We start from the raw sequence: 21,790 nt of genomic DNA, 5'->3' as shown, positions 1-21,790 counted from the left end.
CCGGCCAACGGCCGGCGCTACCGGACCCGAACCCAACAATTGCGAACCATTCTCATCAATGGTGTAATTCGCTACTCGCTCTTTCTTCTGTGACCGTGGCCACCAGCGCTCCTTCCACCGCCGTGCAGCAGCAGCAGAGCCGGGGCTTCTGGCTCCGGACCCTGCATCAATGGCACTGGATCAGTTCGGCGGTGTGCCTGATCGGCATGCTGTTGTTTGCCGTAACCGGAATCACGCTGAATCACGCGGCCAAAATCGAAGCCACGCCCCAGGTGGTGAACCGCCAACTGGAACTGCCGGCCGACCTGCTCGGCCAGCTCGGCGACCGCACCGATGGCAACGCCCCAGTGCCCCGCCCCACCGCGCGCTGGCTGGATCGCGAACTGGGCATTTCCGTCGGCCGCCGCCCGGCCGAGTGGTCGCCGGAGGAAATCTACCTCTCCATGCCCAGCCCCGGCGGCGACGCCTGGCTGAGCATCGACCGTGAAAGCGGTGCGGTGGAATACGAGGCCACTTCGCGTGGCTGGGTGTCCTACTTCAACGACCTGCACAAGGGTCGCAACGCAGGGCCGGCCTGGGGGTGGTTCCTCGACATCTTCGCGGCGGCCTGCCTGGTGTTCTGCATCACCGGCCTGTTCCTGCTGCACCTGCATGCCCGCCAACGGCGCATGACCTGGCCGCTGGTCGGGCTCGGCCTGATGGTGCCGCTGCTGATCGCCCTGATCCTGATCCACTGATCCGCCTGTCCCCACCCTTCCGGAGCCGCACCATGCGCGTCACCCTCACCATCGCCCTGAGCGGCCTGCTGGCCACCTCGCCGGCCTACGCCACCACCCTGGACATCAACGTCGAGGTGCCCAAGCTCAACGTGGCTGAGTACCACCGCCCGTATGTGGCGGTGTGGCTGGAAGGTGCCGACCAGAAGGTCGCGGCCAACCTGGCGGTCTGGTACCAGCAGACCGGCAACAGCGAAGGCCACGGCACCAAGTGGCTGCCCGACCTGCGCCAGTGGTGGCGCAAGAGCGGTCGCGAACTCAAGGTGCCGGTGGACGGCGTGACCGGCCCGACCAAGCCGGCCGGTACCCATGCGCTGTCGTTCACCGACAAGCAGCCCGCCCTGAAGTCGCTCGCACCGGGCAACTACACCCTGGTGGTGGAAGCCGTGCGCGAAGTCGGCGGCCGCGAGCTGCTCAAGGTTCCCTTCACGTGGCCGGCGACCGCGCCGCAGACCGGCAAGGCCCAGGGCAGCACCGAGCTGGGCCTGGTCACGCTGTCGACCAAGCCCTGATCTTCCCGCCGCCCTTCCCCGTGGGAGGGCGCCCTTTTCCCGTCATGGAGTTGTTGATGAAGCGCTCGCTCGTGCTAGCCGCCGCCCTGGCCGCCGCCCTTCCGTTCTCCGCCCTCGCCCACAAGGCCTGGCTGCAGCCGTCGCAGACCGTCATCGCCGGTGAGCACCCCTGGATCACCGTCGATGCGGCGGTGTCCAATGACCTGTTCTACTTCAACCACGTGCCGCTGCGCCTGGAAAGCCTGGTCATCACCGCGCCGGACGGCACCACCGTGCAGCCGCAGAACGCCTCCACCGGCAAGTTCCGCAGCGTATTCGACGTCGAACTGACCCAGCAGGGCACCTACCGCCTGGCCTCGGTCAACAACGGCCTGTCGGCCAGCTGGGAAGAAGACGGCAAGCCCAAGCGCTGGCGCGGCACAGCGGCGACCTTCGCCACCGAAGTGCCGAAGAAGGCGAAGAAGCTGCAGGTCAGCCAGTCGGTCAACCGCATCGAAACCTTCGTCACCAACGGCACCCCGAACGCCACCGCGCTGGCGCCGACCAAGGTCGGCATCGAGCTGGTCGCGCTGGGCCACCCCAATGACCTGTTCTCCGGTGAGGAAGCGAAGTTCCGCGTGCTGGTCGACGGCAAGCCGCGCGCCGGGCTGGAATTCGAGATCACGCGCGGCGGTACGCGCTATCGCAACGCCCAGGACGAGATCAAGGTCACCAGCGACAAGAACGGCGAGATCAGCGTGACCTGGCCGGAAGCCGGCATGTACTGGCTGGAAACCAGCAGCGAGGACAAGAAGACCACGCTGAAGCAGGCCAGGAGCCGCCGCCTGAACTACGTGGCCACGCTGGAAGTGCTCCCGCAGTAACCCCATGACGTCTGTGCCCCACGACATCGCCAGCCTGGGTGGTCACACCATGGGCACCACCTGGCAGGTAAAACTGACTGCCTCGCCCACGCGCGACCTGCACCCGCTGCACGCGGGCATCCAGGCGCAGCTGGACACCGTGGTGGCACAGATGAGCACGTGGGAAGCGGCAAGCGACATCTCCCGAGTCAATCGCGCAGCGGCCGGAACATCGGTCCCGCTGCCGGACCTGTTCGCCGAGGTCATGCGCTGCGCACTCGATATCGCCGCGCGCAGCGTTGGCGCCTTCGATCCCACGGTAGGGCCGCTGGTGGCCCTGTGGGGCTTCGGTGCCCAGGCCCATGCGCAGCGTGTACCGGATGCGGAGCTGCTGGCTGCAACCCGCGCCCGCTGTGGCTGGCAGCGCCTGCAACTGGAAGACGCCGCGCTGCTGCAACCCGGCGGATTGGAACTGGATCTTTCCGCCATCGCCAAGGGTTTCGCGGTCGACCTGGTCAGCCGCTGGCTGCGCACGCAGGGCATTAACGCAGCGCTTGTCGAAGTGGGCGGCGAACTGCACGGCTACGGCCGCAAGCCGGACGGCCACCCGTGGCGCGTGCTGGTCGAAGCCGGTCCCGAAGAAGAAGCACAACTGCCACATCCTCCACGCGTACTCGCGCTGGATGACCTTGCCGTAGCCACCTCCGGCGACCGCTGGCATCAATTCAGCGCGGATGGCGCGCAGTACAGCCACACCCTGGACCCGCGCGTCGGCGCACCGGTCAGCCGTGCCTCCGCTGCGGTCACGGTAGTGGCACGTGAGGCCATGCAGGCCGACGGCTGGGCCACCGCCCTGACCGTAATGGGCGCCGACGAAGGCCTTGCGTTCGCCAACGCACATGGGCTGGCGGCGCGCTTCATCACCCGAACCAAGCACGGTGTTGAAGAACACCTGAGCGAATCGTTCGCGCACCTGCTCGCCGAACAGGACGAGGCCGCATGAAGCGCAGCCCGTCGCGCGCGGTGCTGGGCAATGTCGCGGTGATGATCGTGCTGGCGCTGCTGGCGTGGCTGCTGCTGCGCCTGCACCTGCAGGAGGACTGGTGGCGCGCCGCGCCGCTGGCCTCGCACTGGCGCTGGGCGGGCGGCAGCATCGCCGCCTACGCTGCGCTGTGCGCCCTGCTGTGGTGGCGCGGCCGCACGCGTGATGACGCGGTTGCCGACAATGGGCAGGCGCCACTGCTGCTGGTCTGGGCGAGTCAGACAGGCTTTGCCCAGCAGCTGTGCGAACGCAGCGCCGAGGTGTTGCGTGCATCCGGCATGTCCGTGCGGGTGCGCGGCCTGCATCAGGTCGATGCGCCACTGCTGCAGCAGTCAACGCGCGTGCTGCTGATCGCCAGCACTACCGGCGAGGGCGATGCGCCCGATCATGCACTGCCCTTCCTGCGGCGGGTGATGCCGCAGGCGCTGGCACTGCCGCACCTGCAGTACGGCGTACTGGCGCTCGGGGACCGCAGCTACGGCCACTTCTGCGCGTTCGGCCACCAGCTCGACGCCTGGCTGCGCCAGCACGGTGCGCACCCGCTGTTCGATACCGTGGAAGTGGACAACGCCGACCCGGCCGCGCTGCGCCACTGGCAGCAACTGCTCGGCCAGCTCGGCGGCAACGCCACCGACCTGCCGGACTGGGCGCCGGCGCAGTACCAGCCCTGGCAGCTGCGCGCACGCGCGCAGGTCAATGCGGGCAGCCCGGGCGCGGCCACCTGGCAGGTCGCGCTGGTGCCCGCCGATGGCGTGCTGCCGCCGTGGCAGGCCGGCGACGTGGTCGAGATCGGGCCGCAGCATGGCGCGGCCGACGTCGATGCATGGCTGGCCCGACATGCGCGCGACGGTGCCGCGATGGTCGAAGGCCGGTCGCTGCATGACTGGCTGGCGCACTCGCACCTGCCGGTGCTGCCGGACTCGGTTCCCGCCGATGACGCCGCGCTGGTAGCCGCGCTCAAACCGCTGCCGCACCGCGAGTACTCCATCGCCAGCACGCCGGCTGAAGGCCAGGTGCTGCTGTTGCTGCGCCGGCTGTTACGACCGGACGGCACGCCCGGACTGGGCAGCGGGTGGCTGTGCGACTACGCGCAGCTCGGCGGGCGCATCGACCTGCGCTTCCGCAGCAACCCGAATTTCCATGCGCCGTCGGCGGACGTTCCGTTGATCCTGATCGGCAACGGCACCGGCATCGCTGGCCTGCGCGCGCACCTGCGCGCACGCGTGGAGCTGGGTGCCAGCCGCAACTGGCTGCTGTTCGGCGAGCGCACTGCCGCGCACGATTTCCATTTCGGCGAGGATATCCAGCGCTGGCAGCGCGACGGCATGATCGCGAAGCTGGACACGGTCTTCAGCCGCGACGGCGGTACGCACCGCTACGTGCAGGACCGCCTGCTGGCCGAACTGGACACGCTGCGCCAGTGGGTCCGCGACGGCGCCACGATCCTGGTCTGCGGCAGCCTGCAGGGCATGGCCCCGGCGGTGGACGCGGTGATCGAACAGGCATTGGGCCGCGACGGCAAGGAAGCATTGATCGTGGCAGGCCGCTATCGCCGGGACGTGTATTAAGCGCTTTTCAAACGGATTGCCAGGATTTCACCGCCGCCGTTCAGTGCGTAGCGCTTGCGCGCCCCCGCCGCCAACCACGCCGTGTCGCCCTGCTCCAACGCCGGCAGATCCGGCTCGCCTTCGAACCTCGCCTGCCCGGCTAGCAGATGGATTGCCCACGCGGTGCCGGGCTCGGCGAAGAAAAACATGCTCCCCACCAGCGGCCGGTGCAGCAGTTCGGCGTCGACCTGGTCGCGCCGCCACATCAGGTTGAAGTCGTGCGTTACCCCGTCCACCAGCTCGCCGCTGACCTGTGCTTCACCGGCAAAACGCAGCCGGTCGTGCGGCGGCAGCAACGTGTGCACGGCGCCGTCGGCGAAGCGCAGCCGCAGCCCTTCACCGCGCAGCAGCACCAGCTCGCGCTCGATGCCGGGGAATGACGAAAACGCCGCGTCCTGTTCGATCTCCGCGATCGACAGCCGCACCTGCCAGTCGTCGCTGTCCGGCACGCGCAGGATCTCGCGCGTCCAGCCCAGGCCGTTGCGCCAGCGCTCGCGGCGGTACTCGAAACTCGGAATGACGCGCGTGGCAGCGCTCAGGTCAGGGGCGGTCGACATGCCGCCATTGTGCCTCAGCCGCAGTCGGTGCTGAGCAGCTTCGAGCGCGCCAGCCAGTCCTTATCCGGGTAGTAGGCGAATACCATCGCCCCGCCCTGCAGGCTGTCGATCAGGGGTCGCGCCACGGTCAGGCGCACGGCGGGGCAGCCAAGGCTGCGTCCGAGCCGGCCCTGCAGGCGCGCGATGGTGGGGTTCACGTACGGCGCACCGTGGATGACGATGGCGCGGTCGCGGGCGTTGTCATTGAAGCCCGGTTCCAGACCGTCCAGGCGCAGCGAATAGCCGTTGCCGCCCATGTAGGTTTCCTTCGCCTTGAACGCGCCGATGCTGGACATGAAACTGCCGTCGCGGTTGGAGAAGCGCTCGGTGGCATTGCTGCCGCTATTGCGGCCATGCGCGACCCATTCCTCGAACAGCAGCTTCTGCCGGGCCAGGTCGAACACCCACATGCGCTGTTCGGTGGACGGGCGCGAATAATCGATCACGCTCAGACGGCCCGGGTCGATCCCCAGCTCCGGCCGCCGCAGCGCGCAGGTCATCGCCTGCGCCGCCAGCTTCAGCACCTTGCGGTCGGCATTGGGCGCCGCCCGCGCCATCATCTCGGCCATCTGGTCTGCCGGTAACGCCGGTCGACGACCGGCGCCACAAGCCGCATGCGGAATTGCGAGCGTCAACACACCCAAGAGCGAAAGCGGAATCCGATAGGCCATCCCTATAAGGTGGCTCCAGCCGCGTCGGATTCCAATACCGGTTGCAGGTTCTGTTCATCTGCCACCGGGCGTACCGCCGGCAGGCTGGTCACCAGCAACGTGGTTCCGGGCACCAACGCCTTGTACAGCTGCGCGGCGAACGACGGCGGCAGCGCCATCGGCAGGCTGGGCGTGGCCAGCAGGTCCGGGCTGGCATTGCCCGCGCTCTGCCCCAGCAGCGGATAGGCGGTCCACTTGTGCAGCTTCTGGGTCGAATCAAGGGGGCTGGCGACGTCCGAATACCCCTGCTGCATCACGAACAGGGTGGTGCCCTCGAACGCGGGCAGCGCCTTGGCTTCCAGCCGCGACTCGCCGATCAGCACGCCATCGCGCAGCACGTACAGCCGCTGATCGTGCAGACTGACCAGGATGCCGACCTGCCCCGCCGGCGCCGCGCCGTCATTCCAGTAGTGGTCCGGCGCATCGGTGGTCTCGACTAGCGCCTTGCCGGTGCTGTTCACCGGCGCCAGCACCGCCGGATAGGCCAGGGTCATCGGCGCGCTCTTGGCGTCGGCCACCACCACGGTGTCGCCGCGCTGGGTTTCGCCGAACAGCTTCTGCGCGAACGCCTGCGGCAAGCGCACGCAGCCGTGCGAGGCCGGGTGCCCGGGCAGGTTGCCGCCGTGCAGCGCGATGCCGTCCCAGGTCAGGCGCTGCATGTAGGGCATGGGCGCGCTGTTATAGAGGTTGGACTTGTGGTCCTTGTCCTTCTGCAGGATGGTGAACACGCCCGTGGGCGTTTCATGCCCGGGCTTGCCCGAGCTGATCGTGCTCAGGCCGATGGCGATGCCGTTGCGGTACACGTAGGCGCGCTGCTCATCCAGGCTGACCACCAGCACGATCGGACCCGCCGGGGAAATCTCCGGATGCCAGAGGAACTGGCCGGGCTTGAGGTCGGTAGGGCCGGCAGGTTCGGGTGCAGCCCAGGCGGGAAGTACCAGGGCGGCGACAAGCGATCCGGCGATGTGCTTCAGCAGCGTGCGGCGTGTGGGCATGTTGCCTTCCTTCGGGTGGGTCGAGGACACGCATGGCGTGTCGCTACATGATGCCCGATAGGCGTGTTCGGTGTAGTCACAGGCTTACCACACGTCCGCACCGATCGACCGATACGAACCTTTCATGCGGCACCGCGCGAAGCGTTCCGTTCTCGTAGAAGCGGACGAGGTAGCGCAGGCGCACAATATAGGTTTCGTAGCCCAGAAGTCGGGTTAGGGGCGAAGGAGCATGGCCTTCCCACCCGCGAGCGACCATCTGGCATGCATCAGGATTGAGCGTCAGGAAATGGTCAACCCCGGCAATCGTTACAGGGTGCGATGGCCGGCCGTAGGTCACGCTCAGGTTGCCGTCCTTCTGCCGCCAGCGCGCCAACTCCACGCTTGGCGGATAGCTGGCAAGTACGCTCTCGATGGCGGCACGTTCGATTTCCCGAGCAGGCACGAAACGCCGCTGTTCGAAGCAGTAGCCTTGCCAGGCGAGCACGACCACGGCCAGCACGCTTGCCCGCACCAACCCTAGACCGCCGATCAGCAACGCCGTCTTCTTCAACATACCCAGACTCCGCGGTTGGCGAAACGATCATCGGCGTTGACCGCCACGACCTTGCCGCACCGGCTGACGATTACGAAACCTTCGTGGGGAATGGTGCGTGCCTTCCCGTCTTCAGAGAAACGCACGGGATAGCGCAGGCTGACGATGTAGAACTCGTCTCCGATCAGACGCGACAGTAGCCCCGCAGCACGTGCATGGGCTCCGCCTTGCACGATCTGAACCCCTCCGGGGTTTCTGGAGAGATAGTCGTCCACGCCGGAAAAGGGTTCGGCACTTCTGGGCACGGCCCAAGTCTGCACGCTGCGGCCTTCCCCAAGCCATTCTGTCTTTACGGGCACGCTGGGCGGAAACTTCTTCAGCTCATGCAGAATGGCTGCCCGTTCGATCTCTTCTGCAGCCAGGACGCGCTGTTGCTCGAAGCAGTAGCCGCGACCCGCCATATCAATACGATGCCACCCGGACAGGGCAATCAGAAGAAGTGTGAGACCCGCCGCCAGGGAGAGGATGGTTTTCATCGGAGAAGGCGTCCATTGTGGACATGCGCTCATGCGGACACCGGCTCGGCTCAGGGTGTTATGACCTCGCCGCACCGGTTAACGGATACGAAGTGTTCATCCGGCACCGCACGCAGCCTTCCGTTCTCGTAGAAGCGGACGGGGTAGCGTAGGCGAACGATGAAGGTTTCAGTGCCGAGAAGACGGGAAACCTGTGAAGGGGCATGACCTTCCCATCCACGTGGGACCATTTGGCATGCGCCGGGATTGAGAGCGAGAAAATGGTCGACGCCGGCAAACATCATGGGATGCGATGGTGGACCATAAGTCACGGCCAGATTGCCGTCCGGCTGCCGCTGGCGGGCTAATTCCACGCTTGGCGGGTAGCTGGCAAGTAGGCTCTCGATGGCGGCACGTTCGATTTCCTGAGCAGGCACGAAACGCCGCTGCTCGAAGCAGTAGCCTTGCCAGGCGAGCACCACCGATGCCACTACGCATGCCCGCACCATCGTGAGGACGCCGATGAGAAGGGCAGTCCTCTTCAACATGCCGAGGGCCGGTACACGCCGAAGTTGACGCCGGTGCTCAACAGGTCAAGCAGTGTGAACTGCGCGCTCCTCTGTTGCATAACATCCTTGCCATGCCGTGTCTGAGGACCCCCAGCTCGCGCCGAGGAAGGGTGAATGCGTTAGGACCCTTTCACCAACACTTGAAGCATACAAAGAAATTGCCCGGTCACACATCCCTGTGCGGACCGGGCAATCGTCACGTCCTTGTCGGCATCCCGCCTTCCCCCTGTGCGTCCTGCCCAGTGTGGGTGCCGGCCATGCTCCCTGCACTCGGCCGTATGTTGTTCCGCCATCCCTCCCCTTCCCGGGTCTGGATGCCACCGTCCTGGTGGATCCGCGCCAGTCCTTCCGCGCTGCGTCCGTGCGTGCCGCCTCCGTGCGGCTGTCGTGGCGGCCGGCTCCTGCCTGGCCACCGTGACCGACGTCATGCCGGTCGCGACCCATCCTGTTACGTCAGCGCCTTGGAACGGGTGTCGGCGCTGCCCTCCTGGGCGGTGCCACCGTGGGCGCCTTCATGGCCCCCACCGTCATCCGTCGTCGATTCCGTTCGACCGTTGCTGTCCCTATCCCTTTCACCCGTGCCAGGTCCTCGACCCGGAGGAAAGGTCCGTGTTGTCGCCGGTACGCGACGATCGCCTGGGCCTTCTTGGGCCCCACGTTCGTCAATCCCTGCTGCAGCGTCGACGCGTCGGCGGTGTTGATGTCGATCCGGTCGGCCGCCGAAACGGTTCCCGCCAACATCAGTCCCAGCACCAGCGCCTTCCACGAAAACCAAGGCCCCACCGTGTAGCTCCCTGTGACTTCGGACCCCTCTGCTGCCGGCATCCCGTCGGAGCAATCAGTGTCCCTCGCCACATGCACACAGCCTATCGTCGACATCACCTTCACACAGCCAGCTAAATACCTGACGTCGTGTAGGGAAATCCCTACCCCTCGCTCAGGCGTAGAATGGCGGGATCAGCCACATGCACTCGGAGTTACCTGATGGACAGCGCCAAGCTCGGCCAATTCGTCAATGACAAGTGGGACAGCGAGATCGTTCCGCAATTGGTCGAATACATCCGCATTCCCAACAAATCGCCGATGTTCGACGCTAATTGGGTCGAAAACGGCTACATGGAGCAGGCCGTCACCCTGATGGAAAGCTGGGCCAAGGCCCAGAACCTGCCGGGGCTGCAGGTGGAGGTGGTGCGCCTGGAAGGCCGCACGCCGCTGCTGCTGCTGGAAATTCCCGCCACCGGCGCCGAAACCGGCGACGACACCGTGCTGCTGTACGGGCACCTGGACAAGCAGCCGGAAATGACCGGCTGGGACGACGACCTGGGTCCGTGGCTGCCGGTGCTGCGCGGCGACAAGCTGTACGGCCGCGGCGGCGCCGATGACGGCTACGCCATCTACGGCTCGCTGGCTGCGGTGCTCGCGCTGCAGGCGCAGAACCTGCCGCACGCCCGCTGCGTGGTGCTGATCGAAGCCTGCGAGGAATCGGGCAGCTACGACCTGCCGGCCTACGTGGACCACCTGGCCGACCGCATCGGCAAGCCGTCGCTGGTGGTGTGCCTGGATTCGGGCTGCGCCAACTACGACCAGCTGTGGTGCACCACCTCGCTGCGCGGCCTGACCGGCGGCAACTTCTCGGTGAAGGTGCTCAACGAAGGCGTGCATTCCGGCGACGCCTCTGGCGTGGTGCCGTCCAGCTTCCGCCTGCTGCGCCAGCTGCTCTCGCGCATCGAGGACGAGAACACCGGCCGCATCCTGCTCGACGGCATGCACGTGCAGATTCCGGAAGAGCGCCAGGCCCAGGCCAAGCGCGCCGCCGAGGTGGTGGATACCGAGATCTTCGAGAAGTTCCCGATGGTCGACGGCCTGCGCCCGATGAACGAAGACCTGACCGAGCTGGTGCTCAACCGCACCTGGCGCCCGGCGCTGTCGGTGACCGGCGTGGACGGCATGCCGCCGCTGGCCTCGGCCGGCAACGTGCTGCGCCCGCATACCGCCGTGAAGCTGTCGCTGCGCCTGCCGCCGACCGCCGACGGCAAGGCCTGCGGTGAGCTGCTGAAGGAAGCGCTGCTGCGCGACCCGCCGAACGGCGCGGAAGTGAAGCTGGACCTGGAAAAGGCCTCGTCGGGCTGGAACGCGCCGGCGATGGCGCCGTGGCTGACCCAGGCCATCGACGATGCCAGCCAGACCTTCTTCGGCAAGCCGGCGATGTACATGGGCGAAGGCGGCTCGATCCCGTTCATGGGCATGCTGGGCGAGAAGTTCCCGGGTGCGCAGTTCATGATCACCGGCGTGCTGGGCCCGCATTCCAACGCACACGGCCCGAACGAGTTCCTGCACATTCCGATGGGCAAGCGCGTGACCGCATGCGTGTCCAAGGTGATCAGCGAGCATTACGCGGCCAGCCTGCGCGGCGAGACCAGCGGTTCGCCGGTGGCGGCCGACAGCGGTACCCGCCACGGTGGGCATGGTTGCTGTTGAGAGGTAGACGCGGAGGGACGCAGCCTTTTGATAGGCTGCGTCCATCTCCTGCAGGAATCACACGATGGACGGATTGTTCGGCAGCACCAGCTGGCTTTACATCATCCTGGTCGGTTTCATCGTCGGCTTGTTCGGGCGCTTCTTCATGCCCGGCAACAACCGCATGGGCTGCCTGCTGACCATCGTGCTCGGCATCGTCGGCGCACTGGTCGCCGGCTGGTTCGGCCAGTACATGGGCTGGTACTCGCGCGGTGAACCCGCCGGTTTCGTCGGCGCCATCCTCGGTGCGATCGCCGTACTGGCCGTGCTCCGGCTGTTCAGCGGCAAACGCTGATACCCCTCCCCTTTCCTTCCACACGCGCCACCCGGCGCCGCTTCGACGTACCTGTCCATGAACGATCCTGCTTCCGACCCCCTGCGCGCCGAACTCCGCCAGCAGTGGACCGCCACCGCGCTGGGCGACCCTGAGCTGCACCTGGACCGGGCCTCGGTGGATGCCGGTTTCCGCAGCTACTGGCGTGCCACCAGCGCGCACGGCAGCCACATCGTGATGGACTCGCCTCCGGGGCTGGAAGATGTGCGTCCGTGGCTGCGCATGCACGATCTGCTCGAACCCCATGGCGTGCGCGTGCCGCAGGTGCTGGCCCGCGATGAGGAGCAGGGCTTCCTGCTGCTGGAAGACCTGGGCGGCCCAACCCTGGCCCGGCATATCGATGACGACAACGCCGACGCCTGGTTCGACGCCGCGTTCGCGCAGCTGATCCGCCTGCAGTCGATCCCGGTGCCGGAGGGCATGGGGTCGTTCGGCGAAGCGCTGCTGCAGCGTGATGCAGGCCTGTTCGACGAATGGTTCCTGCAACGCCACCTGGGCCTGGAACTGGACTGCGGCGAAGTGGAACAGCTGCAGTGGGTGCACCGCCGGTTGATGGACAACGCGCTGCAGCAGCCGCAGGTGCTCACCCACCGCGATTTCATGCCGCGCAACCTGATGCCGGTCGAGCCCGGCCCGGCCGTGCTCGATTTCCAGGACCTGGTGCGCGGGCCGATCGCCTATGACCCGGTCAGCCTGTTCAAGGACGCGTTCCTGAGCTGGCCGCTGGAGAAAGTGGACGCCTGGCTGGCGCGTTACCACGCGCAGGCGCTGGCCGCCGGGTTGCCGGTACGCCCGTGGCCGCAGTTCCTGCGCGATGCGGACTGGATGGGCGTGCAGCGCCACCTGAAGATCCTCGGCCTGTTCGTGCGCCTGCGCGACCGCGACGGCAAGGGTCATTACTTCGCCGACGCACCGCGCTTCATCCGCTACCTGGACGAAGTGCTGCCGCGCCACCCGGAACTGGCCGGGTTGAACACGCTGCTGCAGGAGCGGATCAAACCCGCGATGGCGGCACTGGCGCTGCCGGTGTCCAGCCGCGCATGAAGGCGATCATTTTCAGCGCCGGAAAGGGCGAACGCATGCGTCCGCTGACGCTCACCACGCCCAAGCCGCTGCTGGTGGCCGGCGGCAAGCCGCTGATCGTGTGGCATCTGGAACGGCTGGCAGCGGCGGGGTTCGACGAGGTGGTGATCAACACCTCGTGGCTGGGCGACCAGTTCGAACCAGCGCTCGGCGACGGCAGCCGCTGGGGACTGCGCCTGCATTTCGTCGACGAAGGCGCGGTGCCGCTGGAAACCGGTGGCGGCATCTTCAACGCATTGCCGCTGCTGGGCGACGCACCGTTCCTGGTGGTCAACGGCGATGTGTGGACGGATGTGGACTTCGCCCGTCTTCCCCGCGCCCCCGCAGGCGATGCGCATCTGGTGCTGGTCGACAACCCCGTGCAGCACCCGCGCGGTGATTTCATCCTGCATGCCGATGGGCGCGTCAGTGACGTGGGCGATGCGCCGCGGCTGACCTATGCGGGCGTGGGAATCTTCCGCTCCACCATCCTCAATGGTTGGCGCGAGGTCATCGGCCCCACCGAAGGTGCGGCAGCCACCCCGCCGCAGTTCGGCCTGGCGCCGATGATGCGGCATGCGATGAAACAGGGCCGCGTAACCGGTCAGCATCACGACGGGCGCTGGACCGATGTGGGCACCCCGGAACGATTGGCGGCGCTGGATAGGGAGCTCTCGCGAACACTGTGAGGGCTCGGTAGGGTCGGTTCCCAAACGACCGCACGTATCGGTGATCGGCACGACGAACGCATGACCCGGCCCGAAGCCGATTTTGATTCGGGTTCATGCCCCAAATGATCGTTGCCAGGTTACCGGCAGTCGATCGGGATGCGACCCTACCAAGGCAGCCATCCCGCAGTTCCCCGTTTACAACCGATGCGAACCCTCTTCCACCACCTGCCGCAGAAACGGCACGGTGATCCGCCTTTGCGCGGCCAGGGATTCGCGGTCCAGCCAGTCCAGCAGGCTGACCAGGCTGCCCAGCTCGCGGCCGGTCCGGGTCAGCAGCCATTCGATGGCCGCTTCATCGATCGACAAGCCGCGCCGAGCCGCGCGCTCGCGCAGCACCGCGGCGCGGCCTTCGTCGTCCAGCGGCTGCAGCACCACGCGCACGCACTGCTGCAGGCGCGAGCGCAGGTCCGGCAGTACCAGCCCGAGCCGGTCAGGCGCGTGCTGGGCGGTGTACAACAACGTGATGCCCGCACTGCGCGCACGATTGTGGAAATCGAACAGCGCCACTTCATCCTCGCGATGCCCCGCCACCGCATCCAGCCCGTCCAGCGCGACCAGGTCGCGACCTTCCAGCGATTCCAGCGCCGCGCGGGTGCGCCCCACCACCGCCTTCAACGGCAGGTAGGTCGGCTGCCGCCCGGCCTGTTCGGCCAGCGAACACATCGCGAGCGCCTGGTGCGTCTTGCCGGTGCCGGCCGCGCCTTCCAGGTACACCCAGTGCTGGTCCGCGCCCACGGCGATCGCGCGCAGCTGCGCCAGCGCACCGTCGGGTGCGCCGATGAAGGTTTCCAGTCGCTCGTCCTGCGGGTAGCGCAGGGCAAGCGGCAGCTGCGGGACAACACTCACTTCAGGTCTTGGCCCTTGGACGTGTCGATGATCACGGTCTGCCGGTCGACGTGCGTTTCGATCACGATCGCGTTCGGCTCACCGGCATACAGCTCGCTCTCGCGGTAACGCAGGTGCGCATAGCGCAGCAGCACGTTGCTCACCGCCGCCACCGGCAGCGCCAGCAACATGCCGAGGAAGCCGAACAGCTGGCCACCGGCCATCACCGCGAAGATCACCGCCACCGGGTGCAGGCCGATCTTGTCGCCGACAATGCGCGGGGTGAGCACGTAGCTTTCCAGCAGCTGGCCCACGGTGAACACCACGCCGACCAGGATCAGCAGCTTCAGGTCGAAGCCCTGCGCCTGTACCAGCGCGGCCAGCACCGCCATGACGATGCCGGTGGTGGCGCCCAGGTACGGAATGAAGCTGATCAGGCCGGCGACCAGGCCGATCAACAGGCCCAGCTTCAGGCCCACCAGCGACAGCCCGATCGCGTAGATCAGGCCCAGCGCCACCATGACCAGGAACTGGCCACGGATGAAGGCCCCGAGCACGTCATTGGACTCGCGCGCCAGCTTGGTGATGGTGCCCACGTGGTTGCGCGGAATGGTCGAGGCCACGCGCTCGACCAGCTTGTCCCAGTCGCGCAGGAAGTAGAACGCCAGGATCGGCAGCAGCAGGATGTTGACCACCCAGGTCACCATTGCAAAACCCGAGCGCGACACGTAGCCGAAGAAGGTCTTGGCAACGCCGCCGGCCTGTTCCCAGTGGCTGCGCACCCAGTCGATCAGCCGGTCCGGTTCCAGCCACGGCATGATTTCCATGCCGGTCTTCTGCTCGAACCAGGGAATGGCGTTCTGCATCAGCCACTGCTGGACCTGCGGAATAGCCGCGATCAGGGTCGAGATCTGGCGTTCGATCATCGGCACCAGGATCAGCAGCGCGGCGGTGATGACCAGCACCATGGCCAGGAACACCAGCACCACGCCGGTGTTGCGCGACCGGCCGGTGGCCTCGATCCGGTCGACCAGTGGGTCGCCCAGCCAGGCCAGCGCCAGCGCCAGCACGAACGGGGTCAGAATCGGGGCCAGCAGCCACACCACCCAACCGACCGCCAGTGCAAACAGGATGTACTTGATACGGCGCAGGAACTGCGCGATCTCGGCTTCCGGGGTGAGGATCATCGCAGGCGGTACTCGTTGCTGGCCGGGGGCGGCGGGGTGCCGGGGGCGGCATCTTCGTCGATCGGCACCGGCAGCGGCGCCAGAGGCACGATCACGCCGTTCTCGCCGAGCATGCGGTTCAGCCCGGGCAGGCCGGTGGTCAGCTCCAGCGCCAGCTCCAGGCGGTTGCCCGAGGCGCGTACCGGGGTGATGTTGCGCACCACCGGGCTCTCGCGCAGGCCGGCAGCCAGGCGCAGGTAGTCCTCGGCGCTGTTCAGCCCGGTCACCACGATGGTGTAGGTACCGGCCGCGCCGGTGGCGGCACCGGCCTTGGCGTAGCGGCGCACCAGCGCATCGGCGGCACCGTCAGCACCACCGGCCATGGCGCGGCGGGCGTCGCTGTCATTGGTGGTCCACTTGTTCAGTTCCCGGCCGCCATCCACGAATACCCAGTCGGCCACCCAGCCCCCGGTCTTGTCGCGGTACAGCTTGCCGACCAGCTGCATCGGCGGGGAATAGCGCGACGAGGCGCGGGCGACCGCTGCGGTGTCCTGGCGCCAGATCGCACCGACCAGGGCCTGCTCGGCGGCGCTGCCGGTCGGCAGGCCGAGCTTGTAGCCCCGCTCGATGGCGCGGTTCAGCAGCGGCCGGGCCGCGTTGGCCTGCTGCACGGTCACCAAGCGCGGGCCGCTGCCGTCGTCGATGGCCAGCCAGACCACCGGCTTGGGCCGCGGCTGCGGCCACAGCGGCAGGCCGAGCGCCGAAATCAGCCCGTCCACGTCGTCCTGGCGGAACCGGGCCACCAGCATGGTGCGGTAGCTGGGGGCGCCGCTGGCCGAGGTGCTCTGGTCCTGGCGGTAGTCGTAGCTGGCCACGTAGTTCTTGGCGTCACGCAGGGCCTGCATCACGCCCGGGCGGGTCATCACGCTGCGGTCGCCGGACAGTTTGGCCAGCACGTTACCCAATGCGCGGGCCAGGGCCCCGTTTCGGTCGGCCTCGCCCTGGCTGTTGACCGGCACTTCGGCCTCGTAGGCGCCACTGGCGGTGGCCACGTCGCCTTCGGTACGCAGGCCGCTCTGGGCCATCGTGGCCACCGGCAGGCACAGCGCGAGGAACATCATTACAAAGAGGCTGCGGCGCATCAGGACTTCCATTGAGCGTATCCGGGGGGAATTGTTGCCCGAATAGGGCCTGCGCGCCAACGTGGCCTGTTAAAATCCCGCTTTCACCCCAGCGCAGCCCGACGCCCGTGACCAATTCCCCGTCCAACCCCTCCCCCCTGACCTACCGCGACGCCGGCGTCGACATCGACGCGGGCAACGAACTGGTCGAGCGCATCAAGCCGCTGGTGAAGCGCAGCTTCCGGCCGGAAGTGATGGGTGGCCTGGGCGGGTTCGGCGCCCTGTTCGACCTGTCCAGCAAGTACCGCGAACCGGTGCTGGTCTCGGGCACCGACGGCGTCGGCACCAAGCTGAAGCTGGCACAACAGCTGGGCCGCCACGACACGATCGGCATCGACCTGGTCGCCATGTGCGTGAACGACGTGCTGGTGCAGGGCGCCGAGCCGCTGTTCTTCCTGGACTACTTCGCCACCGGCAAGCTGGACATCGACACCGCCGCAGCGGTCGTCGGCGGCATCGCCAACGGCTGCACCGAGGCCGGCTGCGCGCTGATCGGCGGCGAGACCGCTGAAATGCCCGACATGTACGCCCCGGGCGAATACGACCTGGCCGGTTTCACCGTGGCCGGCGTGGAAAAGAGCGAGCTGAAGGACGGCGCCAGCGTGGCCGAAGGCGACGTGCTGATCGGCATTGCGTCCTCCGGCCCGCACTCCAACGGCTACTCGCTGGTCCGCCGCATCTACGACCGCGCCGGCCAGCCGGCCGATCTGGAGCTGGAAGGCGGGGTCAAGCTGGTCGACGCGCTGATGGCCCCGACCCGCCTGTACGTCAAGCCGATCCTGGCCCTGCTCAAGGCGCACGGCCCGGCCATCCACGGCATGGCCCACATCACCGGTGGCGGCCTGACCGAGAACATCATCCGCGTGGTGCCCGAAGGCCTGGGCCTGGATATCGACGCCGCTTCGTGGACCCTGCCGCCGGTGTTCCAGTGGCTGCAGAAGGAAGGCGCCGTCGCCGACAGCGAAATGTGGCGCACCTTCAACTGCGGCATCGGCTTCGTGCTGATCGTCGCCCCGGACCAGGTCGCCACCGTTGCGGCGGCCGTCGAAGCCCAGGGCCTGGCCCAGTGGACCATCGGCAAGGTCACCGCCGCCAGCGGCACCGAGCGCGTGCGGATCGGCTGAGGCACCCCGTGGTGTCTGCCCTCCCACCGCGCAGCCGCATCGCGGTACTGGCCTCGGGCCGTGGCAGCAACCTGCAGGCGATCGTGGATGCGATTGCCGCCGGGTCACTGCACGCTGAGGTGGTGGCGGTGCTGTCCGACAAGCCCGATGCCTCGGCGCTGGCCAAAGTGCCGCCGGAGCGGCGCTGGGCGCAGTCGCCCAAGGCGTACGTCGACCGCGCCGCGTTCGATGCTGCACTCGGCGATGCGCTGGCCGGGTTCGCGCCGGACTGGGTGGTCTGCGCCGGCTACATGCGCATCCTGGGCGAGGCCTTCGTGCAGCGCTTCAGCGGGCGCCTGATCAACATCCATCCGTCGCTGCTGCCCCTGTACAAGGGCCTGCATACCCACGCGCGCGCGCTGGAGGCCGGTGATGCCGAAGCCGGGGCGAGCGTGCACTTCGTGGTGCCCGAACTGGATGCCGGCACCGTGCTGGCCCAGGCCCGGGTGCCGGTGCTGCCCGGGGACACCGACGAAGCGCTGGCCCAGCGGGTGCTGGTCGTCGAGCACCCCCTGCTGATCGCCAGCCTGCAGTGGCTGGTGGCCGGCCGCGTAGCTGAACGGGAGGGACGGCTCGAGGTCGATGGCAACCCCCTGTTCAGTCCGCTGCGCCTAGATTGCGCCGGAATGCTTACCCGTTAGCGCTGGCGCACACGCGCTGCTGACCCGGGCGCTGGCATCCTCCCCACTCCCCCGCACCTGCGCGCGTATGAAAAAGACCCTGTCCAAGCCCGTGCTGCTGCTTGCGTCCCTGTTCTGCACCGTGGCCATCGCCCAGGCGCAGGAAACGCCCGCACCCGTGACGCCGCCCGCGCCGGAACTGACCGTGCTGCCGCCGCCGGCCGCATGGGAACCGCCCCCGCTGGAACCGTTCACCGCCACCTACCAGGCCCTGTACAAGGGCAAGGAAGCCGGTGATGCCACCATGCGCGTCACCCACACCGGGGGCGACCAGTGGCGGGTGGACATGCAGGTGGTGGGCCGGAAGGGCTTTGCCAGCGTGCTGGGCCTGAACCTGGAACAGAGCACGGTGTTCGAGAAGCAGGGCACGACGTATGTGCCGCTCAGCCAGGCCACCGTGCGCAAGGGCCTGTTCCTGGGCAAGAAGGTCACCGGTACTTACGACTGGAAGGCCGGCACCGCCCAGTGGCTGGGCGACCTCAAGAAGGAACGCACCCAACCCATTCCACTGCAGCCGGGCGACCAGAGCGCGCTGCTGATCAACCTTGCGATCATGCGCGACGCGCGCCCGGGCCAGCAGATGCATTACCGTTATGTCGATGTGGGCCGGGTCCGCCAGCACGACTACCAGGCCGCGCCGGAAACCGAGAACGTCCAGGTCGGCGAGCTGACCTACAACGCGCTGCGGGTGTATCGCACCAACGGCGGCAATGACGAAACCATCCTCTGGATCGCCAACGGGGTTCCGACCCCGGTGCGCATCCTGCAACGCGAAGACGGTCAGGATCGGATCGACCTGCGCCTGATCGAATACCAAGGAGTCTGAGCATGACCATCCTCTCCCGCCCCCTGTCCTGGGTTGCTGCCGGTGCGCTGGCGGTTGTCAGCCTGCCCGCGCTGGCGCTGCAGCCGTTCACCGCCGAGTACCAGGCCAACTACATGGGCATGCAGGCGCCCGGCAAGATGACCCTGAAGCAGGTCGACGGCAACAAATGGCAGTACAGCCTGGATGTCAGCAACCAGCTGGCCACGCTGAGCCAGAACACCACCTTCGACGAAGCCAACGGCGTCCTGCGTCCGCTCAGCAGCCAGGACAAATCGCTGCTGCTGGTGAAGAAGCGCAACGTGCAGGCCAACTATGACTGGTCGAAGAAGCAGGCGACCTGGACCGGCGACATCAAGCCGGACCGTGCCGGTCCCGTCGCGCTCAAGGCCGGCGACATGGACGCGCTGCTGATCAACCTGGCCATCGCCCGCGATTTCGCCGCCGGCAAGCCGCTGACCTACCGCATGGTCGACGAGGGCCGGATCAAGCCGATGACCTACAAGGTCGCCGGCACTGAAAACATCACCGTCGGCGGCAAGACCTACAACGCCACCAAGGTGTCGCGCGTGGACGGCAACAAGGAACTGATTGCCTGGGTGGCAAAGGACATGCCCGTGCCGGTGCGCCTGCTGCAGCGCGAAGGTGGCAAGGACGCACTCGACCTGACCATCAAATCGTTCAAGTAGCCGTAAAAAACAAGGCCCGCATCTGCGGGCCTTGTTTCATTTCGCCGGCGTGTCCGCCTGGAAGACCGTTTTGCAGTCCACGCGGATCTGCTCATTGGTCCTGCGCCAGTAGAACGCGCGGCAGTGGCGGTTGCCTTCTTCAGTCTTGGTCACGCCAACGGCGTAGAACGACTGCAGCACCTCGGTGCGGCTGACCGTGCCATCGCCGTTCCAGTCCATGTCCTGCTGCTCCAGGCCCTGGGTGATCGCGATATCGGCGTACCAGGCGTAGCCCAGCCAGCCCAGCACTACCAGCACCAGGATCAGCAGCGCCTTGCGGCGGCGGGTGAACTGGCCGCGCAGGATCATGCGACGCGCCGGATGGTGGCGCCCAGCGAAGACAGCTTCTCTTCGATGTTCTCGTAGCCACGGTCCAGGTGGTAGATGCGGTCGATGGTGGTATCACCCTCGGCCATCAGCCCGGCCAGGATCAGCGACGCCGACGCGCGCAGGTCGGTGGCCATCACCGGCGCACCGCTCAGCTGTTCGGACCCGCGCACGATCGCGGTGTGGCCTTCGACCTGGATGTCCGCGCCGAGGCGCAGCAGTTCGTTGACGTGCATGAAGCGGTTTTCGAAGATCGTTTCATTGATCACGCCCACGCCGTCGGCCACGCAGTTGAGCGCCATGAACTGCGCCTGCATGTCGGTCGGGAACGCCGGGTACGGTGCGGTGGTCAGGTTGACCGCACGCGGCCGCTTGCCGTGCATGTCCAGGGTGATGCTGTCGTCGGTGGTTTCAATCGTCGCGCCGGCTTCGACCAGCTTGGACAGCACCGCGTCCATGGTGTTCGGGCGCGCGCGGTTGACCGTGACCTTGCCGCCGGTCATCGCCGCGGCGACCAGGAAGGTGCCGGTTTCGATGCGGTCGGGCAGCACTTCGTGGCGGCCACCGGACAGGCGCTCGACGCCTTCGATCACCAGCCGTGCGGTACCCAGGCCTTCGATCTTCGCGCCCAGCGCGATCAGGCAGTGCGCCAGGTCAGTGACTTCCGGCTCCATCGCCGCGTTGTCCAGCACGGTGGTGCCTTCGGCCAGTACGGCGGCCATCAGCACGTTCTCGGTACCGGTCACGCTGACCATGTCGAAGGTGAAGTGCGCGCCCTTCAGGCGCTTGGCGTGGGCCTTGATGAAGCCGTTCTCGACCACGATCTCCGCACCCAGCGCCTGCAGGCCCTTGATGTGCTGGTCGACCGGACGCGAGCCGATCGCGCAGCCGCCGGGCAGCGACACTTCGGCCTCGCCGAAGCGGGCCAGCAGCGGGCCCAGCACCAGGATCGAGGCGCGCATGGTCTTGACCAGCTCATACGGTGCCACGTGCTGGTTGACCGTGCGCGGGTCGACCACGATCGCGCTGCCGCGCGACAGCGTGCCCTGGTCGATGGTGACTTTGGCGCCGAGCTCGCCGAGCAGCTTCACGGTGGTGACCACGTCGTGCAGGTGCGGCACGTTGGTGATCTCCACCGGCGCATCGGCCAGCAGGGTCGCGCACAGGATGGGGAGGACGGCGTTCTTGGCGCCGGAAATGTTCACTTCACCGTGCAGCGGCTTGCCGCCGGTCACTACGATCTTGGCCATGGAACCTGCAGATAGGAAGGGGGAATGGAAATGGGGGTGGTGCGGGCGGTCGGCCGATTACTTCGCCGCTTCGGCCGCGGTCACGGTCTTCAGCGCCAGCGCGTGGATCGCTCCGCCCATCAGATCGCCCAAGGTGGCGTAGACCATGCGGTGGCGGGCCAGGGGGAGCTTGCCGGCAAAGGCGTCGCAGACCACGGTGGCCTCGAAATGCACGCCGTCGTCGCCCTGCACGTCCGCGCGGGCGCCCGGCAGGCCGGTTTCGATCAAATTGCGGATGGTCTCGGCGTCCAACGGGCTTTCCTAATAA

26 protein-coding genes are annotated in these 21,790 nt (G+C 67.2%); 13 read left to right on the top strand and 13 right to left on the bottom strand.

Annotated features, from left to right (window positions below):
• Positions 1–95: 95 nt before the first annotated feature.
• Genes PDM28_RS05260 through PDM28_RS05240 form a run of 5 tightly spaced genes read left to right on the top strand, consistent with a single transcriptional unit; the run spans position 96 to position 4,740 of the window.
• Positions 96–737 carry a PepSY-associated TM helix domain-containing protein gene (locus PDM28_RS05260; RefSeq protein WP_311184042.1) on the top strand — a complete coding sequence of 214 codons (642 nt, stop codon included), beginning with the start codon at positions 96–98 and terminating at the stop codon, positions 735–737.
• 32 nt (positions 738–769) lie between these two features.
• Positions 770–1,288, top strand: coding sequence for a DUF2271 domain-containing protein (locus PDM28_RS05255; protein ID WP_311184041.1), 519 nt, complete (start codon positions 770–772; stop codon positions 1,286–1,288).
• Between the two features lie 56 nt (positions 1,289–1,344).
• The gene (locus PDM28_RS05250) at positions 1,345–2,151 is read left to right on the top strand and encodes a DUF4198 domain-containing protein (RefSeq protein WP_311184040.1); all 807 of its coding nucleotides are present in this window, start codon (positions 1,345–1,347) and stop codon (positions 2,149–2,151) included.
• Between the two features lie 4 nt (positions 2,152–2,155).
• Positions 2,156–3,133, top strand: a complete 978-nt coding sequence (locus PDM28_RS05245) for an FAD:protein FMN transferase (RefSeq protein WP_311184039.1) — start codon at positions 2,156–2,158, stop codon at positions 3,131–3,133.
• Positions 3,130–4,740, top strand: a complete 1,611-nt coding sequence (locus tag PDM28_RS05240) for a sulfite reductase subunit alpha (protein ID WP_311184038.1) — start codon at positions 3,130–3,132, stop codon at positions 4,738–4,740. Before PDM28_RS05245 ends, PDM28_RS05240 begins: the two co-directional genes overlap by 4 nt.
• Here PDM28_RS05240 and PDM28_RS05235 read toward each other — a convergent pair.
• The 7 genes from PDM28_RS05235 to PDM28_RS05205 all read right to left on the bottom strand — a co-directional run bounded on the left by PDM28_RS05235 (position 4,737) and on the right by PDM28_RS05205 (position 9,437).
• A complete protein-coding gene (locus PDM28_RS05235; protein ID WP_311184037.1) occupies positions 4,737–5,336 on the bottom strand; it encodes a HutD/Ves family protein in 600 nt (199 codons plus the stop codon). The two genes, PDM28_RS05240 and PDM28_RS05235, sit on opposite strands and share 4 nt — an antisense overlap.
• A 14-nt stretch (positions 5,337–5,350) precedes the next feature.
• Positions 5,351–5,944 carry a murein L,D-transpeptidase catalytic domain family protein gene (locus tag PDM28_RS05230; RefSeq protein WP_311184036.1) on the bottom strand — a complete coding sequence of 198 codons (594 nt, stop codon included), beginning with the start codon at positions 5,942–5,944 and terminating at the stop codon, positions 5,351–5,353.
• 104 nt (positions 5,945–6,048) lie between these two features.
• A complete protein-coding gene (locus tag PDM28_RS05225) occupies positions 6,049–7,080 on the bottom strand; it encodes a L,D-transpeptidase (RefSeq protein ID WP_311184035.1) in 1,032 nt (343 codons plus the stop codon).
• Positions 7,081–7,156: 76 nt separating this feature from the next.
• Positions 7,157–7,633: a hypothetical protein gene (locus PDM28_RS05220; protein WP_311184034.1), complete on the bottom strand. Its 477-nt coding sequence runs from the start codon at positions 7,631–7,633 to the stop codon at positions 7,157–7,159.
• Positions 7,627–8,148: a hypothetical protein gene (locus tag PDM28_RS05215; RefSeq protein ID WP_311184033.1), complete on the bottom strand. Its 522-nt coding sequence runs from the start codon at positions 8,146–8,148 to the stop codon at positions 7,627–7,629. The genes PDM28_RS05220 and PDM28_RS05215 overlap by 7 nt, the downstream gene beginning before the upstream one ends.
• A gap of 50 nt (positions 8,149–8,198) precedes the next feature.
• Positions 8,199–8,675 (bottom strand): hypothetical protein, encoded by a 477-nt coding sequence (locus PDM28_RS05210; protein ID WP_311184032.1) that lies wholly within the window; start codon positions 8,673–8,675, stop codon positions 8,199–8,201.
• A 474-nt stretch (positions 8,676–9,149) separates the two neighbouring features.
• On the bottom strand, positions 9,150–9,437 hold the full coding sequence (locus PDM28_RS05205; RefSeq protein ID WP_311184644.1) for a ComEA family DNA-binding protein: 288 nt from the start codon (positions 9,435–9,437) through the stop codon (positions 9,150–9,152).
• A gap of 243 nt (positions 9,438–9,680) precedes the next feature.
• Here PDM28_RS05205 and PDM28_RS05200 point away from each other — a divergent pair, with 243 nt between their 5' ends.
• The 4 genes from PDM28_RS05200 to murU all read left to right on the top strand — a co-directional run bounded on the left by PDM28_RS05200 (position 9,681) and on the right by murU (position 13,298).
• Positions 9,681–11,174 (top strand): M20 family metallopeptidase, encoded by a 1,494-nt coding sequence (locus PDM28_RS05200; protein ID WP_311184031.1) that lies wholly within the window; start codon positions 9,681–9,683, stop codon positions 11,172–11,174.
• 64 nt (positions 11,175–11,238) lie between these two features.
• Entirely contained in the window at positions 11,239–11,508 is a 270-nt protein-coding gene (locus PDM28_RS05195; protein WP_311184030.1) for a GlsB/YeaQ/YmgE family stress response membrane protein, read from the top strand.
• Positions 11,509–11,565: 57 nt separating this feature from the next.
• On the top strand, positions 11,566–12,591 hold the full coding sequence (locus PDM28_RS05190; RefSeq protein WP_311184029.1) for an aminoglycoside phosphotransferase family protein: 1,026 nt from the start codon (positions 11,566–11,568) through the stop codon (positions 12,589–12,591).
• Positions 12,588–13,298 carry an N-acetylmuramate alpha-1-phosphate uridylyltransferase MurU gene (murU, locus tag PDM28_RS05185; protein ID WP_311184028.1) on the top strand — a complete coding sequence of 237 codons (711 nt, stop codon included), beginning with the start codon at positions 12,588–12,590 and terminating at the stop codon, positions 13,296–13,298. The genes PDM28_RS05190 and murU overlap by 4 nt, the downstream gene beginning before the upstream one ends.
• A 177-nt stretch (positions 13,299–13,475) precedes the next feature.
• Here murU and hda read toward each other — a convergent pair whose 3' ends face one another.
• Genes hda through PDM28_RS05170 form a run of 3 tightly spaced genes read right to left on the bottom strand, consistent with a single transcriptional unit; the run spans position 13,476 to position 16,473 of the window.
• Complete coding sequence (gene hda, locus PDM28_RS05180) at positions 13,476–14,186, bottom strand: DnaA regulatory inactivator Hda (RefSeq protein ID WP_311184027.1); 711 nt, start codon at positions 14,184–14,186, stop codon at positions 13,476–13,478.
• Entirely contained in the window at positions 14,183–15,352 is a 1,170-nt protein-coding gene (locus tag PDM28_RS05175) for an AI-2E family transporter (RefSeq protein ID WP_102944134.1), read from the bottom strand. The genes hda and PDM28_RS05175 overlap by 4 nt, the downstream gene beginning before the upstream one ends.
• The gene (locus tag PDM28_RS05170; RefSeq protein ID WP_311184026.1) at positions 15,349–16,473 is read right to left on the bottom strand and encodes a DUF2066 domain-containing protein; all 1,125 of its coding nucleotides are present in this window, start codon (positions 16,471–16,473) and stop codon (positions 15,349–15,351) included. The genes PDM28_RS05175 and PDM28_RS05170 overlap by 4 nt, the downstream gene beginning before the upstream one ends.
• Positions 16,474–16,610: 137 nt before the next feature.
• On the opposite strand from PDM28_RS05170, the gene purM reads away from it, so the two are divergent.
• The 4 genes from purM to PDM28_RS05150 all read left to right on the top strand — a co-directional run bounded on the left by purM (position 16,611) and on the right by PDM28_RS05150 (position 19,867).
• Positions 16,611–17,636 carry a phosphoribosylformylglycinamidine cyclo-ligase gene (purM, locus tag PDM28_RS05165; protein ID WP_311184643.1) on the top strand — a complete coding sequence of 342 codons (1,026 nt, stop codon included), beginning with the start codon at positions 16,611–16,613 and terminating at the stop codon, positions 17,634–17,636.
• Between the two features lie 11 nt (positions 17,637–17,647).
• Positions 17,648–18,316, top strand: coding sequence for a phosphoribosylglycinamide formyltransferase (gene purN, locus PDM28_RS05160; RefSeq protein ID WP_311184025.1), 669 nt, complete (start codon positions 17,648–17,650; stop codon positions 18,314–18,316).
• 67 nt (positions 18,317–18,383) lie between these two features.
• Positions 18,384–19,181, top strand: coding sequence for a DUF3108 domain-containing protein (locus PDM28_RS05155; protein WP_311184024.1), 798 nt, complete (start codon positions 18,384–18,386; stop codon positions 19,179–19,181).
• A gap of 2 nt (positions 19,182–19,183) precedes the next feature.
• Positions 19,184–19,867 carry a DUF3108 domain-containing protein gene (locus PDM28_RS05150; RefSeq protein ID WP_102944138.1) on the top strand — a complete coding sequence of 228 codons (684 nt, stop codon included), beginning with the start codon at positions 19,184–19,186 and terminating at the stop codon, positions 19,865–19,867.
• A 36-nt stretch (positions 19,868–19,903) separates the two neighbouring features.
• Here the strand turns inward: PDM28_RS05150 and PDM28_RS05145 are convergent, their stop codons facing one another.
• The 3 genes from PDM28_RS05145 to PDM28_RS05135 are packed head-to-tail and all read right to left on the bottom strand — an operon-like array spanning position 19,904 to position 21,774.
• Positions 19,904–20,215 carry a hypothetical protein gene (locus PDM28_RS05145; RefSeq protein WP_102944139.1) on the bottom strand — a complete coding sequence of 104 codons (312 nt, stop codon included), beginning with the start codon at positions 20,213–20,215 and terminating at the stop codon, positions 19,904–19,906.
• A complete protein-coding gene (murA, locus tag PDM28_RS05140) occupies positions 20,212–21,483 on the bottom strand; it encodes a UDP-N-acetylglucosamine 1-carboxyvinyltransferase (protein ID WP_311184023.1) in 1,272 nt (423 codons plus the stop codon). The genes PDM28_RS05145 and murA overlap by 4 nt, the downstream gene beginning before the upstream one ends.
• Before the next feature lie 57 nt (positions 21,484–21,540).
• Positions 21,541–21,774 carry a BolA family protein gene (locus PDM28_RS05135; protein WP_070206676.1) on the bottom strand — a complete coding sequence of 78 codons (234 nt, stop codon included), beginning with the start codon at positions 21,772–21,774 and terminating at the stop codon, positions 21,541–21,543.
• Positions 21,775–21,790 lie beyond the last annotated feature (16 nt).

Source organism: Stenotrophomonas aracearum (assembly GCF_031834615.1).
GTDB classification, from domain to species: Bacteria; Pseudomonadota; Gammaproteobacteria; order Xanthomonadales; family Xanthomonadaceae; genus Stenotrophomonas; species Stenotrophomonas aracearum.
The sequence above is the reverse complement of the archived record's forward strand: the minus strand, read 5'-3'. Positions and strand labels throughout refer to the sequence as shown.

Excerpts from the sequence above, each read along its gene's own strand:
- PDM28_RS05225 (WP_311184035.1), bottom strand. The coding sequence starts at position 7,080 with ATGCCCACACGCCGCACGCTGCTGAAGCACATCGCCGGATCGCTTGTC.
- PDM28_RS05230 (WP_311184036.1), bottom strand. The coding sequence starts at position 5,944 with ATGGCCGAGATGATGGCGCGGGCGGCGCCCAATGCCGACCGCAAGGTG.
- PDM28_RS05200 (WP_311184031.1), top strand. The coding sequence starts at position 9,681 with ATGGACAGCGCCAAGCTCGGCCAATTCGTCAATGACAAGTGGGACAGC.
- PDM28_RS05150 (WP_102944138.1), top strand. The coding sequence starts at position 19,184 with ATGACCATCCTCTCCCGCCCCCTGTCCTGGGTTGCTGCCGGTGCGCTG.
- PDM28_RS05215 (WP_311184033.1), bottom strand. The coding sequence starts at position 8,148 with ATGAAAACCATCCTCTCCCTGGCGGCGGGTCTCACACTTCTTCTGATT.
- murU (WP_311184028.1), top strand. The coding sequence starts at position 12,588 with ATGAAGGCGATCATTTTCAGCGCCGGAAAGGGCGAACGCATGCGTCCG.
- PDM28_RS05175 (WP_102944134.1), bottom strand. The coding sequence starts at position 15,352 with ATGATCCTCACCCCGGAAGCCGAGATCGCGCAGTTCCTGCGCCGTATC.
- PDM28_RS05195 (WP_311184030.1), top strand. The coding sequence starts at position 11,239 with ATGGACGGATTGTTCGGCAGCACCAGCTGGCTTTACATCATCCTGGTC.
- PDM28_RS05155 (WP_311184024.1), top strand. The coding sequence starts at position 18,384 with ATGAAAAAGACCCTGTCCAAGCCCGTGCTGCTGCTTGCGTCCCTGTTC.
- PDM28_RS05245 (WP_311184039.1), top strand. The coding sequence starts at position 2,156 with ATGACGTCTGTGCCCCACGACATCGCCAGCCTGGGTGGTCACACCATG.
- PDM28_RS05190 (WP_311184029.1), top strand. The coding sequence starts at position 11,566 with ATGAACGATCCTGCTTCCGACCCCCTGCGCGCCGAACTCCGCCAGCAG.
- PDM28_RS05250 (WP_311184040.1), top strand. The coding sequence starts at position 1,345 with ATGAAGCGCTCGCTCGTGCTAGCCGCCGCCCTGGCCGCCGCCCTTCCG.
- PDM28_RS05235 (WP_311184037.1), bottom strand. The coding sequence starts at position 5,336 with ATGTCGACCGCCCCTGACCTGAGCGCTGCCACGCGCGTCATTCCGAGT.
- murA (WP_311184023.1), bottom strand. The coding sequence starts at position 21,483 with ATGGCCAAGATCGTAGTGACCGGCGGCAAGCCGCTGCACGGTGAAGTG.
- PDM28_RS05170 (WP_311184026.1), bottom strand. The coding sequence starts at position 16,473 with ATGCGCCGCAGCCTCTTTGTAATGATGTTCCTCGCGCTGTGCCTGCCG.
- PDM28_RS05240 (WP_311184038.1), top strand. The coding sequence starts at position 3,130 with ATGAAGCGCAGCCCGTCGCGCGCGGTGCTGGGCAATGTCGCGGTGATG.
- PDM28_RS05205 (WP_311184644.1), bottom strand. The coding sequence starts at position 9,437 with ATGTTGGCGGGAACCGTTTCGGCGGCCGACCGGATCGACATCAACACC.
- PDM28_RS05145 (WP_102944139.1), bottom strand. The coding sequence starts at position 20,215 with ATGATCCTGCGCGGCCAGTTCACCCGCCGCCGCAAGGCGCTGCTGATC.
- PDM28_RS05210 (WP_311184032.1), bottom strand. The coding sequence starts at position 8,675 with ATGTTGAAGAGGACTGCCCTTCTCATCGGCGTCCTCACGATGGTGCGG.
- PDM28_RS05220 (WP_311184034.1), bottom strand. The coding sequence starts at position 7,633 with ATGTTGAAGAAGACGGCGTTGCTGATCGGCGGTCTAGGGTTGGTGCGG.
- PDM28_RS05255 (WP_311184041.1), top strand. The coding sequence starts at position 770 with ATGCGCGTCACCCTCACCATCGCCCTGAGCGGCCTGCTGGCCACCTCG.